The sequence below is a fragment of the Brevundimonas vesicularis genome (assembly GCF_044807075.1).
In the GTDB taxonomy this organism is placed as follows: domain Bacteria; phylum Pseudomonadota; class Alphaproteobacteria; order Caulobacterales; family Caulobacteraceae; genus Brevundimonas; species Brevundimonas vesicularis_G.
Map to the genome: position 1 here is coordinate 755714 of NZ_CP085234.1, position 15369 is coordinate 771082.

18 protein-coding genes and 1 pseudogene are annotated in these 15369 nt (G+C 67.7%); 7 read left to right on the top strand and 12 right to left on the bottom strand.

Translation table 11 applies throughout. The features are described 5' to 3' along the window. Positions 1 to 28: 28 nt before the first annotated feature. The 5 genes from thrS to LG306_RS03625 all read right to left on the bottom strand — a co-directional run bounded on the left by thrS (position 29) and on the right by LG306_RS03625 (position 4321). Positions 29 to 1957 carry a threonine--tRNA ligase gene (gene thrS, locus LG306_RS03605; RefSeq protein WP_404418281.1) on the bottom strand — a complete coding sequence of 643 codons (1929 nt, stop codon included), beginning with the start codon at positions 1955 to 1957 and terminating at the stop codon, positions 29 to 31. A gap of 3 nt (positions 1958 to 1960) precedes the next feature. After that, positions 1961 to 2191 (bottom strand): membrane protein insertion efficiency factor YidD, encoded by a 231-nt coding sequence (yidD, locus tag LG306_RS03610; protein WP_039243812.1) that lies wholly within the window; start codon positions 2189 to 2191, stop codon positions 1961 to 1963. A gap of 78 nt (positions 2192 to 2269) precedes the next feature. Next, positions 2270 to 2725 (bottom strand): iron-sulfur cluster assembly scaffold protein, encoded by a 456-nt coding sequence (locus LG306_RS03615; protein WP_404419636.1) that lies wholly within the window; start codon positions 2723 to 2725, stop codon positions 2270 to 2272. Positions 2726 to 2782: 57 nt separating this feature from the next. Continuing rightward, the gene (locus LG306_RS03620) at positions 2783 to 3442 is read right to left on the bottom strand and encodes an HAD-IA family hydrolase (RefSeq protein ID WP_404418283.1); all 660 of its coding nucleotides are present in this window, start codon (positions 3440 to 3442) and stop codon (positions 2783 to 2785) included. A 42-nt stretch (positions 3443 to 3484) separates the two neighbouring features. Beyond that, entirely contained in the window at positions 3485 to 4321 is an 837-nt protein-coding gene (locus LG306_RS03625) for a tetratricopeptide repeat protein (protein ID WP_404418285.1), read from the bottom strand. Between the two features lie 86 nt (positions 4322 to 4407). Between LG306_RS03625 and LG306_RS03630 the strand changes: the two genes are divergently transcribed. Both LG306_RS03630 and LG306_RS03635 read left to right on the top strand, forming a co-directional pair. Beyond that, the gene (locus LG306_RS03630; protein ID WP_404418286.1) at positions 4408 to 5790 is read left to right on the top strand and encodes a leucyl aminopeptidase family protein; all 1383 of its coding nucleotides are present in this window, start codon (positions 4408 to 4410) and stop codon (positions 5788 to 5790) included. 83 nt (positions 5791 to 5873) lie between these two features. Then, positions 5874 to 6656, top strand: a complete 783-nt coding sequence (locus tag LG306_RS03635; RefSeq protein WP_404418288.1) for a C40 family peptidase — start codon at positions 5874 to 5876, stop codon at positions 6654 to 6656. Here the strand turns inward: LG306_RS03635 and mmcB are convergent. The 4 genes and pseudogenes from mmcB to thpR all read right to left on the bottom strand — a co-directional run bounded on the left by mmcB (position 6653) and on the right by thpR (position 8844). Continuing rightward, on the bottom strand, positions 6653 to 7096 hold the full coding sequence (gene mmcB / locus LG306_RS03640) for a DNA repair putative endonuclease MmcB (RefSeq protein WP_404418290.1): 444 nt from the start codon (positions 7094 to 7096) through the stop codon (positions 6653 to 6655). The genes LG306_RS03635 and mmcB overlap by 4 nt on opposite strands. A gap of 45 nt (positions 7097 to 7141) precedes the next feature. Beyond that, positions 7142 to 7666, bottom strand: coding sequence for a lipocalin family protein (locus LG306_RS03645; RefSeq protein WP_404418292.1), 525 nt, complete (start codon positions 7664 to 7666; stop codon positions 7142 to 7144). A 57-nt stretch (positions 7667 to 7723) separates the two neighbouring features. Beyond that, positions 7724 to 8308, bottom strand: a pseudogene (locus tag LG306_RS03650) (GNAT family N-acetyltransferase). Further along, positions 8305 to 8844 carry an RNA 2',3'-cyclic phosphodiesterase gene (gene thpR / locus LG306_RS03655; protein WP_404418294.1) on the bottom strand — a complete coding sequence of 180 codons (540 nt, stop codon included), beginning with the start codon at positions 8842 to 8844 and terminating at the stop codon, positions 8305 to 8307. Before thpR ends, LG306_RS03650 begins: the two are co-directional and overlap by 4 nt. A gap of 130 nt (positions 8845 to 8974) precedes the next feature. Between thpR and LG306_RS03660 the strand changes: the two genes are divergently transcribed. After that, positions 8975 to 9724 (top strand): Bax inhibitor-1/YccA family protein, encoded by a 750-nt coding sequence (locus tag LG306_RS03660; protein ID WP_404418296.1) that lies wholly within the window; start codon positions 8975 to 8977, stop codon positions 9722 to 9724. Positions 9725 to 9777: 53 nt separating this feature from the next. Here the strand turns inward: LG306_RS03660 and LG306_RS03665 are convergent, their stop codons facing one another. Continuing rightward, positions 9778 to 10113 (bottom strand): DUF2794 domain-containing protein, encoded by a 336-nt coding sequence (locus LG306_RS03665; RefSeq protein WP_404418298.1) that lies wholly within the window; start codon positions 10111 to 10113, stop codon positions 9778 to 9780. Positions 10114 to 10435: 322 nt separating this feature from the next. Beyond that, on the bottom strand, positions 10436 to 11767 hold the full coding sequence (locus LG306_RS03670; protein WP_404418300.1) for a trypsin-like peptidase domain-containing protein: 1332 nt from the start codon (positions 11765 to 11767) through the stop codon (positions 10436 to 10438). Positions 11768 to 11938: 171 nt separating this feature from the next. On the opposite strand from LG306_RS03670, the gene LG306_RS03675 reads away from it, so the two are divergent. Further along, positions 11939 to 12238 carry a DUF6356 family protein gene (locus LG306_RS03675; RefSeq protein ID WP_404418302.1) on the top strand — a complete coding sequence of 100 codons (300 nt, stop codon included), beginning with the start codon at positions 11939 to 11941 and terminating at the stop codon, positions 12236 to 12238. 81 nt (positions 12239 to 12319) lie between these two features. Next, positions 12320 to 13489, top strand: coding sequence for a 23S rRNA (adenine(2503)-C(2))-methyltransferase RlmN (gene rlmN, locus LG306_RS03680; protein WP_404418304.1), 1170 nt, complete (start codon positions 12320 to 12322; stop codon positions 13487 to 13489). On the opposite strand, the gene LG306_RS03685 is transcribed toward rlmN, so the two are convergent. After that, positions 13473 to 13943 (bottom strand): hypothetical protein, encoded by a 471-nt coding sequence (locus LG306_RS03685; protein WP_404418306.1) that lies wholly within the window; start codon positions 13941 to 13943, stop codon positions 13473 to 13475. The two genes, rlmN and LG306_RS03685, sit on opposite strands and share 17 nt — an antisense overlap. Positions 13944 to 14056: 113 nt before the next feature. Between LG306_RS03685 and LG306_RS03690 the strand changes: the two genes are divergently transcribed. Next, positions 14057 to 14497, top strand: coding sequence for a DUF350 domain-containing protein (locus LG306_RS03690; protein ID WP_017506264.1), 441 nt, complete (start codon positions 14057 to 14059; stop codon positions 14495 to 14497). Positions 14498 to 14509: 12 nt separating this feature from the next. Beyond that, the gene (locus LG306_RS03695) at positions 14510 to 15343 is read left to right on the top strand and encodes a serine protease (protein ID WP_404418309.1); all 834 of its coding nucleotides are present in this window, start codon (positions 14510 to 14512) and stop codon (positions 15341 to 15343) included. Positions 15344 to 15369 lie beyond the last annotated feature (26 nt).

The following is a 15369-nucleotide window of genomic DNA, read 5'->3' on the forward strand; positions in this document are numbered from 1 at the left end:
GAGGCGGCCGAGAGCCGCCTCCAATCCATCAACCGGCGCGCTTCAGATCCGGCGGGGTCGCTTCGTCGGTCAGGATGCGGATGGCCTCCTCGACCGTGACCAACGTCTGGGCCTGCGAGCCCAGGCGACGGATGGCGACCATGCCGTCTTCCGCCTCCTTGCGACCGACGACAGCGATGACCGGGACCTTGCCGACCGAGTGTTCGCGCACCTTGTAGCCGACCTTTTCGTTGCGCAGGTCGATCTCGGTGCGCAGGCCGGCCGCCTTGAACTTGGCCATCACGTCGCGGGCGTAGTCGTCCGCGTCCGAGGTGATGGTGGCCACCACCGCCTGGGTCGGGGCCAGCCACAGCGGGAAGGCCCCGGCGTAGTTCTCGATCATGATGCCGATGAAGCGCTCGAACGAGCCCAGGATCGCGCGGTGCAGCATGACCGGCCGGTGCTTCTGGCCGTCCTCGGCGATGTAGGTGGCGTTCAGACGTTCGGGCAGGACGTAGTCCAGCTGGATCGTGCCGCAGGTCCATTCGCGGCCGATGGCGTCCTTGACGATGAAATCCAACTTGGGCGCGTAGAAGGCCCCGTCGCCCTCGGTCACGACCGGCTCGGTTCCGGCGGCGCGGGCGGCCTCGGCCATCAGGGTCTCGGCCTTGTCCCAGAACTCATCCGTGCCGGCGCGGTTCTCGGGGCGGGTGCCCAGGCTGATGTAGGCCGTCTCCATGCCCAGATCGGCATGGACGCTGCGGGCCAGTTTGATGAACTCGGCCGTCTCCTCCACGATCTGGTCCTCGCGGCAGAAGATGTGGGCGTCGTCCTGGGTGAAGCCGCGCACGCGCATCAGGCCGTGCAGCGATCCGGACGGCTCATAGCGGTGGCAGGCGCCGAATTCGGCCATGCGCAGCGGCAGTTCGCGATAGGACCGCTGACCCTGGTCGAAGATCTGCACGTGGCCCGGGCAGTTCATCGGCTTCAGGCTCAGTTCCTCGCCCTCGACCGTCTCGCAGACGAACATGTTCGGGCGATATTTGTCCCAGTGGCCGCTCTGTTCCCAGAATTTGCGGTCCAGCACCTGGGGCGTCTTGACCTCGACATAGCCGGCGGCGTCCAGTCGGCGGCGCATATAGGCCTCCAGCACGCGCCACAGGACCCAGCCCTTCGGGTGCCAGAAGACCATGCCCCGGCCCTCTTCCTGCATATGGAAGAGCTCCATCGCCTTGCCGACCTTGCGGTGGTCGCGCTTCTCAGCCTCTTCCAGACGCTGCAGATGGGCGTCCAGATCCTCCTTGGTGGCCCAAGCGGTGCCGTAGATGCGTTGCAGCTGCTCGCGCTTGGAATCGCCTCGCCAATAGGCGCCGGCCAGCTTGGTCAGTTTGAACGCCTTGCCGACATGGCGCGTCGAGGGGAAGTGCGGACCCCGGCACAGGTCGATCCAGTCGCCCTGTTTGTACAGGGTGATGGTCTCGGTGCCCGGCAGGTCGCGGATCAGCTCGGCCTTGAACTTCTCGCCGCGCGCCTCGAAGAATTTGATGGCGTCGTCCCGCTCCCAGACCTCGCGTTCGAACTTGGCGTCGCGATCCACGATCCGGCCCATCTCCTTTTCGATGGCGGCGAAGTCGTCGGTCGAGAAGGGCTCTTCGCGGTAGAAGTCGTAATAGAAGCCGTCCTCGATCGCCGGGCCAATCGTGACCTGGGTGCCGGGGAACAGGGTCTGGACCGCTTCGGCCAGGACGTGGGCGGTGTCGTGGCGGATCGTATAGAGGGCGGCGGGGTCGTCGCGCATGATCAGGCGGAAGTCGCCGCCCGTCTCCAGCACCCGGCCCATGTCGCGCTGCTCGCCGTTCAGCTCGGCCAGCACGACCTTCTTCGCCAGCGACGGCGAGATCGAGGTCGCGACGTCGCGCGCCGTCGAACCGGCCGGGTATTGGCGCACCGCGCCGTCGGGAAATTTCAGGTCGATCATATGTCAGTCTTTAACTGGCGGGACCGGGTCGTATCCCGATCCCCCGAAAGGATGGCATTTACAGAGGCGGCGCACGGTGAGCCATCCCCCCTTTACCGGTCCGTGCTGGATCAGGGCGTCGCGCCCGTAATCCGAACAGGTCGGCAGGAACCGGCACTGCTGGCCGATCAGGGGGGACAGCGTCAGCTTGTAGCCCCGATGGGCCGCGCGCACGCCGCGTTCATAGAGAGACATATGTCCCTTCGCCGGGGGCTTGAGAGGTTCGCCGCGCTTATCCCCTGTCATCGCAGGGGGATCAACCGGTCGTGCCTGTCAGGCCGCGCCGGCGAGACGCGTTCGGGCGGCGAGGGCATTGTTCACCGCCTCCAGCGTCGCCTCCAGCGAGACCAGGGTCGAGGCGTGGCGGGCGGGGTAGTCGGCGACCTGTTTCAGCAGGCGCAGATCCTCGAACCGACCGACGGGGCCGTCGCCGCCGGATTTCAGCATGGCGATCATGGCGTCGCGGGCGTCCTTGAGATCATCGACCGACGCGCCGATCACAGATTGACCCAGCACCCCGGCCGCGGCCTGGCCGAGGGCGCAGGCTTTTACGTCCTGGGCGAAGTCGGCGATGCGGCCCGCGTTGTCCAACGTCACATCGACCGTCGCGCGCGACCCGCACAGTTTCGCTACCTGCTCGCCGGTGCCCTGAGGCGCGGGCAGACGCCCCGCATGCGGCAGGTTCGCCGCCAGCGACAGGATGCGCGCGCTGTAGAGGTCGTCGATCATGGGACGAAGATAGGCGCTCAATCCTCCCCCGTGAAGCGCGGCGTAATGGGTGAGGATTCAAAGCGTCAGGACGAGACGCCCATCGGATCGAACTTCCAGATCCGCATCCGCATAGTCCGCCAGTGTGGGATGATCGGTATCCAGCGGATGGGACCAGGCGGCGGTGACGACCAGCACGTCGGCGCCAGCCGCTTCGCCCGCCTTGATCCCGGCCTCGGCGTCCTCGAACACCAGGCAGTCGGCGATATCGAAGCCCAGGGTCGCGGCGGCCTTCAGATAGCCGGCCGGGTCGGGCTTGCCGCGTTCGACGTCTTCGGCGGTGATCATGACGGCGGGCGGGGTCACGCCTGCGGCCTTCAGACGGGCGCGCGCCAGGGGGACCGAGGCGGAGGTGACTACGGCCCAGCGGTCGGGCGGCAGGCGTTTGACGAAGTTGACGGCGCCGGAGATGGGGGCGACGCCATCCACGTCCTCGATCTCGCCGCGTTCGACCCAGGCGACCTCGGCGTCCAGGTCGATATCGGGCAGGTTCTGACGACGAATGGTGTCGATGGCGCGCACGCCGTGGATGGTAGGAACGAAGGCGGCGACATCCAGCCCGTGGCGCTCGGCCCAGCGGGTCCAGACGCGCTCGGCGGCCAAGGTCGAGGTGATCAGGGTGCCGTCCATGTCGAATAGGAAGGCCTGATAGACGCGAGGCGTGGGAAGGGCGGTCATGGCCTCATCCACCACGCGGGCGGCCAGACCGCAACGGGCGGATCAGCCGCCTTGCAGGGAATTCCAAGTGCGGGCGGTGTCGGTCGCGGGCGACGGACCTGCCGCGCCGCCGCCGGACGTCGCCGCGCCGCCGGTGCTGCGCGAGCGCAGCCATTGCAGGTTCCGCTCGGCCTGTTCGGGCGGCAGTTCGCGTCGAAGGATCTGTTCGGCCTCGCCCATCTTGCCCTGAAGGCCCAGCACCATGGCCAGGTTCTGGCGCACCTTGGCCGAGGCGGTCGGCTGGGCCACGGCGCGACGCAGCAGGGTCTCGGCGCCCGGCGCATCGCCGTGCGTCAGGGCGGCCGTGGCGGCGTTAGTCAGGACATCGGGGTTGTCGGGCGAGAGGACGAGCGCCTGGTTCCACGCGGCTCGCGCATCATCGAAGCGGCGCACCTGCTCATAAGCGACGCCCAGCAAGGAATAGGGGCGCCAATCGCGCGGCGCCTGGTCGCGGGCCTTTTCCAGCGCGGCCACGCCATAGAAGGCTTGGCCGCGCGCAATATGGGCGCGGCCCATTTCCAGAAGCGCATCGAGATTGGTCGGCTGGACCGTCAGGGTCGCCTGGGCGGCCTCGGCCGCCTGATCGTATCGACCCAGCTCACGCAGGGCCTGGGCCAGTTTCACGCCCGCCACGGCGTCGGTCGGATCGGCCTGCTGCTCCGAGGCCCAGAACACCGAGCGCGACAGGGCGTCCATCCGGTCATAGGTGGCCCGCACCGCAGCGGACGACGGCGCGCGAGCCTGGGCCGCGGACGCCGCCGTCGGATCAGCCGCCAGCGCCGGCGTGCCGGACAGGGCGATCAGGGCGACGGTTGCGAGAAGGGCGGGCATGCGCGACATGGGTCAGGTCCAGACGGTCCTAGAGGTCTCGTCCCTAGAATCGCCGGTTCGCGTCAACCGATGGTTAACTTCGTTTCGAGGGCCTCATGTCCGTCTCGCATCCCCCGCTGGTTTCCGCCCAAGATGGCGACGGCGCCATCCCGATCCGCTTCGTTCAGGCGGGCGGCGTGCTGGAGGGTGCGGCCCGGCGCTGGGGCGATCGACATGGGTTCGAAGGCAAGCCGGGCCAGCTGTTGGTCGTGCCGGACGCGGACGGCGAGATCGGCCAGGTGGTCGTGGGCGCGGGCGCGACCTTCGACCCGATGAGCGTGCGGGGACTGTCGGCGCGGCTCCCGGGCGGTCTCTATCGGCTTGAGGTCGACGCGCCCGATGCGGAGCTGGCGACCCTGGCCTTCCTGCTGGGGGCGTATGTCTTCGACCGCTACAAGGCCCGGCCGGATCGGGCGCCCGTGCGGCTGGTCGCGCCGGACGGTGTGGATGTCGCCGAAATCTCTCGCATCGCCGCCGCCTGCGCCCTGGCCCGCGAAATGGTCGATACGCCCGCCGCCGACATGGGGCCGTTGCAGATCGAGACCATCGCCCGCGAGATCGCAGAGAGCGCCGGCGCCGAGATCACCGTCACCACCGGCGACGCCCTGCTGAAAGACAACTATCCGGCCGTCCACGCCGTAGGTCGCGCCGCCGCCCCGCACCGGGCGCCGCGCCTGATCGAGATCGGCTGGAAGCTGGACCGGACCGACCTGCCGCTCGTCGCCGTGGTCGGCAAGGGGGTGGTGTTCGACACCGGCGGTCTGGACCTGAAGCCCGCCGCTGGCATGCGCAATATGAAGAAGGATATGGGCGGCTCGGCCCATGCCCTGGCCTTGGGGCGTCTGGTGATGCAGGCGGACCTGCCCGTGCGGTTGGTGGTCATCGTCGCGGCGGTCGAGAACGCCGTGTCCGCCGACGCCTTCAGGCCCGGCGACATCCTGAACAGCCGCAAGGGTCTGACGATCGAGATCGGCAACACCGACGCCGAAGGCCGGCTGATCCTGGCCGACGCCCTGACGCGGGCGGGCGAGCACCGACCCGACCTGACGCTGGACTTCGCCACCCTGACCGGCGCCGCGCGGATCGCCCTGGGTCCAGAGCTGCCGCCTCTTTACACCGACGACGAAGCCCTGGCCGCCGGGCTGCTGGCGGCGGCGGGCCAGGTGCGCGACCCCCTGTGGCGGATGCCGCTGTGGCCCGGCTATCGCGGCGCGCTGGACGCCGAGATCGCGGACCTGCGGAACGATCCGGCCGGCTGGGCCCAGGCCGGGTCGGTGACGGCCGCCTTGTTCCTGCAAAAGTTCGCTCCGGCCACGGGGGCCTGGGCGCACATGGACATCTTCGCCTGGAACCCCCGCGCCAGCCCCGGCTATCCGGAAGGCGGCGAGGCCCAGGCGCTGAGAGCCTGCTACCAATATCTCAGAACGCGGTTCTGTTGATTTTCTTTCGCAAAAGCGTCTGGCGTTAACGGCCCCTAAGCCATCGGGGGATAAGGCTGTGGGTTCAGCAATGCGAGTTCACGTTGACCGACGTCCTCGACCTTCTTCCGCCCGGCGACCGCCTCGTTCGCCCTGACCTCGCCGAACAGGCGTTGGAAGGGCTGGTGCGCGCAGACGCCTATCGGGCGACAGAGGCCATGCATTGTCGCGTCGCCGTGGCGGACATCCTGTCCGACGTCGACGGTCCCATCGACCAGCTGCTGCATGGCGAGATCTTCGACGTTCTTGATCGGTCGAACGGCCGCGCATGGGGCCGGGCGCGTCGCGACGGCGTCGTCGGCTGGGTAGTCCTGGACAGTCTGTCGGCCGGCGCGCCGCTGGCGACACACTGGATCGCCGGCGTGGATGCCGCCCTTCCATTAAACGCTCTGGTGATCGAGGCGACGGATGTGGCCGAGGCTGATCTGAAGCCTGTCGGCGCGTTCGAGACGGATCTGGTCGCGGTGGCCGAGCGGTTGCTCGGGCGGCCGCATGAACTTGGCGCGCGGTCTTCGATCTCCACCGACTGTTCCGGCCTGGTACAGCAGGCCCTGCTGGCCTGCGGCCTTCCCGGTCCCCGCCGGTCGGACGCGCAGGCCCAGATGGGGCGAGCGGCGTCTTCGTCGGACCTGCAGCGCGGCGACATCGTCGTCTGGCTGGCGCCAAACGACGATCAGGACTGGACGGGCCATTCGGCGCTGATGCTGGATGGCGAACGCATCATTCACGCGACGGGCGGCAAGGGCGTGGTGATCGAGACCCTGGCCGAGGTCGAGGCGCGTCTGGTCGCCGAGGGTTTCGCGACCGCCGTCTTCCGTCGGCTCTAGTCCCGCAAGGTCCGCATCGCGCCCAGCCGGGCGAAGGCCAGCGTCAGCGCCTTGCGGCGGGCGGGCGCCAGGCCGATCACCGGCGCGTCTCGCACGACCGCCCCGCCGAACCCGTCTGCAACGATCAGGCCCGGTTCGTCGGGCAGGATATCCTGCGGAAACTCGGGCGAGACGGCGAAGAAGAAGGCGTCGCAGAACGGTCCGTACTCATGCCATTTGCGGTCGACCCGATAGTCCTCGACGCCCGACTTGACCTCGCAGATGACGATGTCGCCCTTGCGCCCGATCGCCATGACATCGGCGCGGCGACCGTTGGGCAGGCAGACTTCCAGAAGCGGCGCATACCCCATGTCCATCATCAGCCGCGCCGCACCCCGCGTCACCGAAAGGGTGGTCTCGGGACGGCTGAATACGAGTTCGAGATGGGCGACGGCGGACATGCCGACAGCTTATGTTCCGCCTACGTTCCTATCGCAAGCGGGGCCTTAGAGGCCGGTGTGGACCAGGCGGCTGGTGCTGAAGCCCAGCGCGCGGACGCGGCTCAGAATGCGGTCGCGCTCAGCCTGCGTCGCATTCTGGTTGCGGTGCCAGATCCACCAGTTCGACTTGTCCGGCAGACCCATGATGGCCCAGCTGTAGTCCGGGGCATGGTCGTAGACCCAGTAGTTCTGGCCCGCCAGGCCGCCGAAGTTGAGCAGGCCGGTCAGGCTGAACCGGAACTTCGCATTGGTCGTGGTGTCGGTGACACGGGCGTTGGCGCGCAGCGTTTCAACCTTGCCATCGGCGCGCCGGACGCAGGTGACGGTGATGGCGTAGCGGTCGGCGGCGCTCTGCGGCGTGAAGTCGATCTGCGCCCGGCTGCAGTCCTTCTGGACGTTGTTGTGATTGCGCTCGATCTCGAACCACCGGCCGTCGAAGCGGTTCAGATCGACGTTCGACGCCTGAGCGAAGGCCATTGACGGCAGGGCGGCGAGGGCGGCGGAGGCGGCGATCAGGCTGGCGCGGAACATGGGCGTATCCTCGTTCGGTTTGGAAGGGATACGACGCGCCGACGCGTTCGGTTGTGGTCAGCGCTTCAGGCGCGTCCGATTGATCGCCCATTCGTCGCGGGTCTGGCCCCACAGATCGATGGCGATGTCCTGGAGCGGTTCGGGCAGGGCGCCCGGCCCGCGATTGCGTGATCCCAGCCGTGTCGCGACCGCCGCCGAGGGGAGGTTTTCGGGCGCGATGCAGTGGATCACGTCGTCCCAGCCCAGCACCTCGAAGGCGTAGTCCATCGTGGCTGCGGCCGCTTCGACCGCATAGCCCTTGCCGGTGGCGTCGCGATGCAGGCTTCAGCCCACCTCGCGGCCCGGCCAGCCATAGGGGTGCAGCGGGCCGATGCGGCCGATCCACTGGCCGGTCTCCTTTTCCAGGATGGAGAACATGCCTTCGCCCGTCAGAGCCCACATGCCCGCGACGGTGCAGATCAGGCGCCAGACCTGGGGCGCGGGCTGGACCCCGCCGATGAAGCGGGCGGTCTCGGGATCGGCCATGAACTCAGCCCAGCGCGGAAAGTCCTCAACCGCCGGCGGACGCAGGATCAGTCGTCCCGTCTCCAGCGTCGGCCCCAAGGTCACATGGGGCGGAACGGCGTATGCGGCAGTGGTCACAGCAGATACTCCCGCTCCAGTTCGTAAGGGCTGTTGCTATCGGTCAGGACGCTGGAATACAGGCCGAAGCGGTCGATGCGGATCGGCGGCGAATGCAGCAGATTGTGCCCCGACACCCAGGCGCCGAGCCGGTCGGGATTGGTCTGGGTTTTCAGATACGCCAGGGTCACATGCGGTTTGTAGGCGCGCGCCTCCATGCCGATCCCGGCGCGTTCGCCAGCGGCCTTGCAGCGCCCGGCCAAAACCGACAGGCGCTCGTTGGGCGTCTCGACCCCAGCCCACAGCGTGTGGCTGCGGTGGTCGTCGCCGAAACAGCCGACGCCCTTCAGCGCGATCTCGAACGGGCCGCCCGTCACGCGCGTCAGTTCCGACGCCAAATCGTCGGCGCGGCGTTCGTCGATCTCGCCATAGAAGGCGAGCGTGACGTGCAGGGCGTCCAGCGGCCGCCACCGTGCGCCGGGCAGGCCCGATTGCCGTCGTTTCAGCGTCTCTGCGACGTCAGGCGGCAGGGTCAGGGCGGTGAACAGACGAAGCATGCGACCGAAAGTAGCGGCCGGAACACAAGCCTCCAAGTCCGGTTTTCCTTGCAGCGCGGGCCTCGGCTCACGATATTCAAAGCCTGTGACCGGAGAAGTCTCTCCGGCCAATCGGAGAAAGTTCGTCGCCATGAGCGATTTCAACAACGGTTACGCCCGTCCTCTGCCGCAGACGGCCGACATGTCGGTCGACGCCGGCCTGCGCAGCTTCATGCTGGGCGTCTACAACAAACTGGCCCTGGGCCTCGTGGTCGCCGGCGCCCTGGCCTACGTCACCGGCAATGTGCCGGCGGTGCAGCAGCTGCTGTTCGGCGTGACGCCAGACGGCCGGATCGGTCTGACCGTGCTGGGCATGATCGTCCAGTTTTCGCCGCTGGTGATGCTGTTCGGCTCGATGTTCTTCATGAAGAACCCGACGGCCAAGGGCGTGAACATGCTCTATTGGGCCGTGGTCGCCACGATCGGCGCGGGCCTGGGCATCCTGTTCCTGCGCTACACGGGCGGTTCGCTGGCCACCACCTTCCTGGTGACGGCGGCGGCCTTTGGCGGCCTGAGCCTGGTGGGCTATACGACCAAGAAGGACCTGACCGGCATGGGCACCTTTCTGATCATGGGCGTGATCGGCCTGATCATCGCCTCGATTGTGAACATGTTCCTGCAGTCCGGGACCTTCTATCTGATCATCTCGGGTCTGGGCGTGCTGATCTTCTCGGGTCTGATCGCCTATGACACCCAGCGTCTGAAGATGACCTACTACGCCTTGGGCGGCGACCAGAATGCGATGGGCGTGGCGACCGGCTTCGGCGCTCTGAGCCTGTTCATCAACTTCGTGAACCTGTTCCAATTCCTGCTGGCCTTCATGGGCGGCAACCGGAACTAAGGTCTGTCGAAAGACGGATAGGGAAAGGGCCCCTCGCGGGGCCCTTTTTGTTTCTACTCCACCACCTGAAACCGGCGGCTGTCGAAGACGCGCAGCACCTGGGCCAGGTCGCGGCCGCGTTTCAGGATCTGGCCGCCTTCGCCAATGACGGCCCACTGGCCCTGGCGGGTCTGGAGGGCCGGTCGCTTTTCGATGCGGTAGAGCGGGGCGTCGCCGCTGCGGCGAAAGACGGCGAACTCGGCGAAGTCCTTGTGCCCGACCATGGAGTAGTCTCGCCATTCGCCCTGCGCGACCATGCGGCCATAGACCCTGAGGATCGGGTCAAGTTCGCGACGGTCGAAGAAGACGGGGCCGGGCGCCGGCGTCGTGTCGTGAGGGTTCAGGCTCATGGGCTAAAACTTAGGCCGCTGGAGGCCCGACGCCAGAGGCGGCCAGGAAATCGACGCAGACACGAAATGGCCCCGTTTCGGTCCTTCGCCCGCCCGTATGCGCAACGAAATATCGATCATCGGCTCGTCGGAGTTCGGAAGCGTCCCGGATCCTGAACAGCCCCCCCAGCCCCCCTGGATGTTTCCAGTTTACGGGCTCCGGCGGCCGATGCTTCCTCCAAGCGAGCGCCCGCCCTGCCTTTCCCCTCCCCCTCCCTGGCAAGGCGGGCGTTTCGCTGTCTGGAGCCCGCCAGACAGCGCCACGTCGGCGTCTGACCCCGCCTCAGAGCGACAGGGTCAGGTTCAGGGTCTCGCCATTTCTGAGCACGGTCGCCTCGACTGATCCCGAGGCGCTCTGCAGGGCGGTCGCGGCCGCGCGAGAGTCGGCGACGGGCGCGCCGGCGATGGTGGTGATCACATCGCCGGCCGTCATTTCGGCCTGGGCGGCGGGCGAGCCGGCCGAGACGGCCGTGACCTGGGCGCCGCCGTCCTGGTCTCGCAGCGTCGCCCCATAGGCCAGCACCGACTGGGCCCCGACGATCACGGGCTGATCAGCGGGCGTCTCGACCGCCAGCGACGTGGTCGCCTCGCGCCCGCCGCGCAGATAGGAGATGCTGAGATCCGAGCCCGGCGCGGCGATGCCGATCGTGGCGTTGACCGAGCCGGCGTTGGCGACGGGGCGGCCCTGGATCCGGGTGATCACGTCGTTATGGCGCAGGCCCGCGCGTTCGGCCGGTGATCCCGGCGCGACATCGGCGACGACGGCTCCACGCACGATGCCCAGATGCAGGTCACGCGCGCGTTCGGCGTTCAGCGAGCCGAAGATGGCGCCGGTCGCGCCGCGCTTGACCTCGCCGTTGTTCTTCAACTGGTCGGCGACGTAGAGCATGATCCGCGTCGGCACGGCGAAGGCGATACCGTCGTTGCCGCCGCCCAGACCGCCCGACAGGATCGAGGTGTTGATGCCGATCAGCCGGCCCCGGCTGTCCAGCAGCGGCCCGCCGGAGTTGCCCGAGTTCACGGCCGCATCGGTCTGGATATAGTCCTCGACCGCATCGCCTAGCCCTGAGCGGTTCAGGCCCGAGATGACGCCCATCGTCAGGGTCTGGTCCAGGCCCAGCGGATAGCCGACCGCGAAGGCCAGGTCGCCGGTGCGCAGGGTGTCGGAATCCACCGTCTGGACCTGTTTCAGGTTCAGCGGCCGACCGTCGGGCGTGATGCGAAGCACGGCGATGTCGGTCGCCTTGTCCGCCCCCACCAGCACGGCGTCGAACAGGCGGCCGTCCGTCAGATCGACGGTGAACTTTCGCCCGCCCTCGACGACGTGATTATTGGTGATCACCAACCCCTCGGCCGCATCGACGATGACGCCGGAGCCGGAGGCGTAGGGTTTGGGATCGGCCGCGTCGGAACTGGGACCGCGCGACTGGCCCAGGGTCGTGACCTGAACCACCGCCGGAAGCGAGCCCTCCAGCCCCGACGAGAAGCTGAAAACCCCGCGACGGGCGTCGTAGGGCAGGCTTGCCGCGCCCGATTGCGCCAGCGCCGGCGTCGCTGAGGCCAGCAGGGCCAGGGCGGCGGCCATGGAGGAGGCGGGCGAAAGGCGGATCGGCATGGGCATTTCCTTGATCGAACGCCGACCCTAGACCGAGTTTTCGCTTCTGACGATGGGTCTGAAGCGAGCGGGTCGCGCGTCGGTCACGTCCAATGAACAGATTGCGATGGGGGTTGCGTCGTCGGCCGTCCGGCGTGACCATGAGACGACGAAGCAGGGAAGGCCGCCGCCATGAGTCAGACGACGATCGACCGCCGAAGTTCGGCCTCGACCCCGTTCGACCGCCTGTTCCGCGACCACCCGCGCGAGGTCGACGAGACCTATCTGCAGCACATGGCCGCCTCGGCGGGTTTCGGCTTCAAGCTGCTGGGTCTGGCGAGCGCCGCCTTCGCCCACGCGATCGTGCCGGGCGTGCACAAGGCCACCGTCTCGACCGCGATCCGCAGCATGGCCAAGGACATGGGCGGTCGGGCCGAGGAGGCGCGCGAGACCCGGATGCGCGACGCCGGCGTCTGGGACGTGGGCCTCTAGGACGGTCGAATCCGCCCCGGCCATGCAATCGCCGGGATCCGTGCTATATAGGCCGGCTCAACCTCACGCAGGATCGCCGCCTTGAGCATCACGCTCGATCTTTCGCGCGTCTCTAACGCGCCCGCCGTCAAGGCTCCCGTCAACCTCAGCGGTCTGACGCGCGCCGGCCTGCGCCAGGCCCTGATCGACGCGAGCGTCTGTCCGCCCGAAAAGGCCAAGATGCGCGCCAGCCAGGTGTGGAGCTGGATCCACCACTATGGCGTGACCGAGTTCTCGGCCATGAGCAATGTCGCCAAGGATATGCAGGCCAAGCTGGCCGAGCATTTCACCCTGGCCCGCCCCGAGGTCGTTGAACGCCAGGTGTCCAAGGACGGCACGCGCAAATGGCTGATCCGCACCGCGCCAGGCATTGAGATCGAGACCGTCTATATTCCCGACGTGGGCCGGGCCGGCGCCCTGTGCGTGTCCAGCCAGGTCGGCTGCACCCTGAACTGCACCTTCTGCCACACCGGCACGCAGAAGCTGGTGCGCAACCTGACCGCCGCCGAGATCGTGGCCCAGGTCCAGGTCGCGCGCGACGATCTGGAGGAATGGCCGTCGCCCAAGGAAGACCGGCGCCTGTCCAACATCGTCTTTATGGGCATGGGCGAGCCGCTCTACAATCTGGACCACGTCGCCGACGCCATCGACATCATCTCGGACAACGAGGGCATCGCCTTGTCGCGCCGTCGGATCACGATCTCGACCTCAGGCGTGGTGCCGCAGCTTCAGGCCTTGGGCGACCGGACGGCGGCCATGCTGGCCATCAGCCTGCACGCCACCAACGATGCACTTCGCGACGTGCTGGTGCCGCTGAACAAGAAATATCCGCTGGACCAGCTGATGGCGGCGATCCGGGCCTATCCAGGCCTGTCGAACGCGCGGCGGGTGACGTTCGAATACGTCATGCTGAAGGGCGTCAACGATAGCCCCGAAGAGGCGCGCGCCCTGCTGAAGCTGATCGAGGGCATTCCGGCGAAGATCAATCTGATCCCGTTCAACCCCTGGCCGGGCGTCGAATACGAATGCTCGGACTGGAAGACGATCGAGCGCTTCGCCGCCATCCTGAACAAGGCCGGTTATGCGTCACCCATCCGCACCCCCCGCGGTCGCGACATCCTGGCCGCCTGCGGCCAGCTGAAGTCCGAAAGCGAGAAGGTGCGGGCCTCGGCGCTGAGGAAGGCGGAGCAGGCGGTCACGCAAGCTGCTTAGGAATATCCTCGACCACGGCGCGGAATATCCAGCCGCCGACAGCGCCGGCTAAGGGGATCGGCGCGACCGCCAACGGTCCGAACACGCCTAGAAATACTAGAGCAGCCAATCCTGCGAAAAATCCGCCAGCGCAAGCTGAAGCGACCGGACCGCTTCGCCCCAGACGTCGCAGTACCAGGAAGGCGGGCGGGCCGAAAACGAGACTTCCAAGCAGGAAGCATCCAAGCACGATAGGCGAGAGATAAAGGAGCAGCGTAATCGTCACGAGGCCGTCCATGACGGCCGTAGCCAGACCATTATGAAGCCCTGCGATCATCCAGATCACGCCGCCGAAGACTACGAAAGCAAAGCTGGCGGCGAAGCCCGACAAGATAGAGGCACCAAGCCAGAGGACTATGCTCTTGGCGAGGCGCGAAGTCATTCGATTTCGCCGCCAACGTCTGTGGTCGATCATGGCGCAATATCCTCTCCGGCGCAGTATCCCACAACCTTTGGATACATATTGTCACCCAGTGTGTCTCCGGCGCGCTTGCGGATTGGGGCGACAATCGGGCAAGGCGTCTGGGCATGGACCCCTCTTTGTCGAACGTCCTTTCCAGCGCTGAGGTGCAGGCTTTCGCCTCGGGCTTCCCGGTCATGGTGATGCACCTGATCGTGACCCTGCTGCTGCTCGCGGCGGGGGCGACGGTCTATGCGCTGCTGACGCCGTGGAAGGAGGTCGCCCTGATCCGTCAGGGCAATGTCGCCGCCGCCATCGCCTTCGCCGGCATTCTGGTGGGGTTGGCCGTGCCGCTGGCGGTATCGCTGTCGGTGTCGACCTCGGTGCGCGACATCGCTATCTGGGGCGTGGCGACCGTGGTGCTGCAGCTTCTGGCCTTCCGGGTCGTGGACCTGCTGCTGACGGGCCTGCCGGAGCGGATCCGCCATGGCGAAATCTCGGCGGCGGTGGTGCTGCTGGGCGCCAAGCTGGCGACGGCCGTCATCCTGTCCGCCGCGCTGACCGGCTGATCGGCCGGAGCGATGCAGTTTCCCCGCCTGCCGGACTGGGCCATCTATGGAGCGGTGGCGGCCGTGTTTCTGGCGGTGTCCCTGGGGCGACGCGAGAACGCCGATGCGCCGCCGGTCGCGGAGGCCGACGCCGATGTGGCCGAGGGCGCGCTGTTGGGCCCCATCACTCCTTTTGACGCCGCCGTAACCGTCGATGCGGGCGAGGCGCCGTTCAAGCCGTCGTCGGGCACGGCCTTCTCCATCGCAGGACGGGGCCGCTGGGTGACGGCGCGCCATGTCGTCGAGGGGTGCCGCAAGCCGGCGCTGGTGGTGGGCGAGGGGCGGGCGGTCGCGGCCGACGTCCGTCTGGCGCCGCGCGCCGACGTCGCCTTGCTGATCACCGACGGCGGGCCGGCGGCCCTGCCGGTCGCGGTCGAGGCGCCCCTGCGCAAGGGCCAGCGCGCCTTTCATCCAGGCTTTCCTCAAGGGCGTCCCGGCGAGGTGACGTCTCGCCTGCTGGGGCGCGAGACCTTGAAGGTCTTCGGGCGCGGCGCGCGCGACGAGCCGGTGCTGTCCTGGGCCGAGGTCGGGCGCACCAACGGGCTTGAGGGTACATTGTCGGGCCTGTCCGGCGCGCCGGCCCTGGATGCGCAGGGCCGCGTCGTGGGCGTCACCATCGCCGAGGCGCCGAGACGGGGCCGGATCTATACGACGGCGCCCGAAACCTTCGGGCCGGCGATCCGCGGCGAACAGACGCCGGCCGACGACGCGCGCGGCCAGGCCATCACGACCGAGAATTACGGCCAAGTGTCCAACCGGCTAAGGCGCGATCTTCGCGTGGCGCAGGTGGTGTGCCTGTCGGTCTAGCAGACGAGGCGTGACGGCCCGCCGCG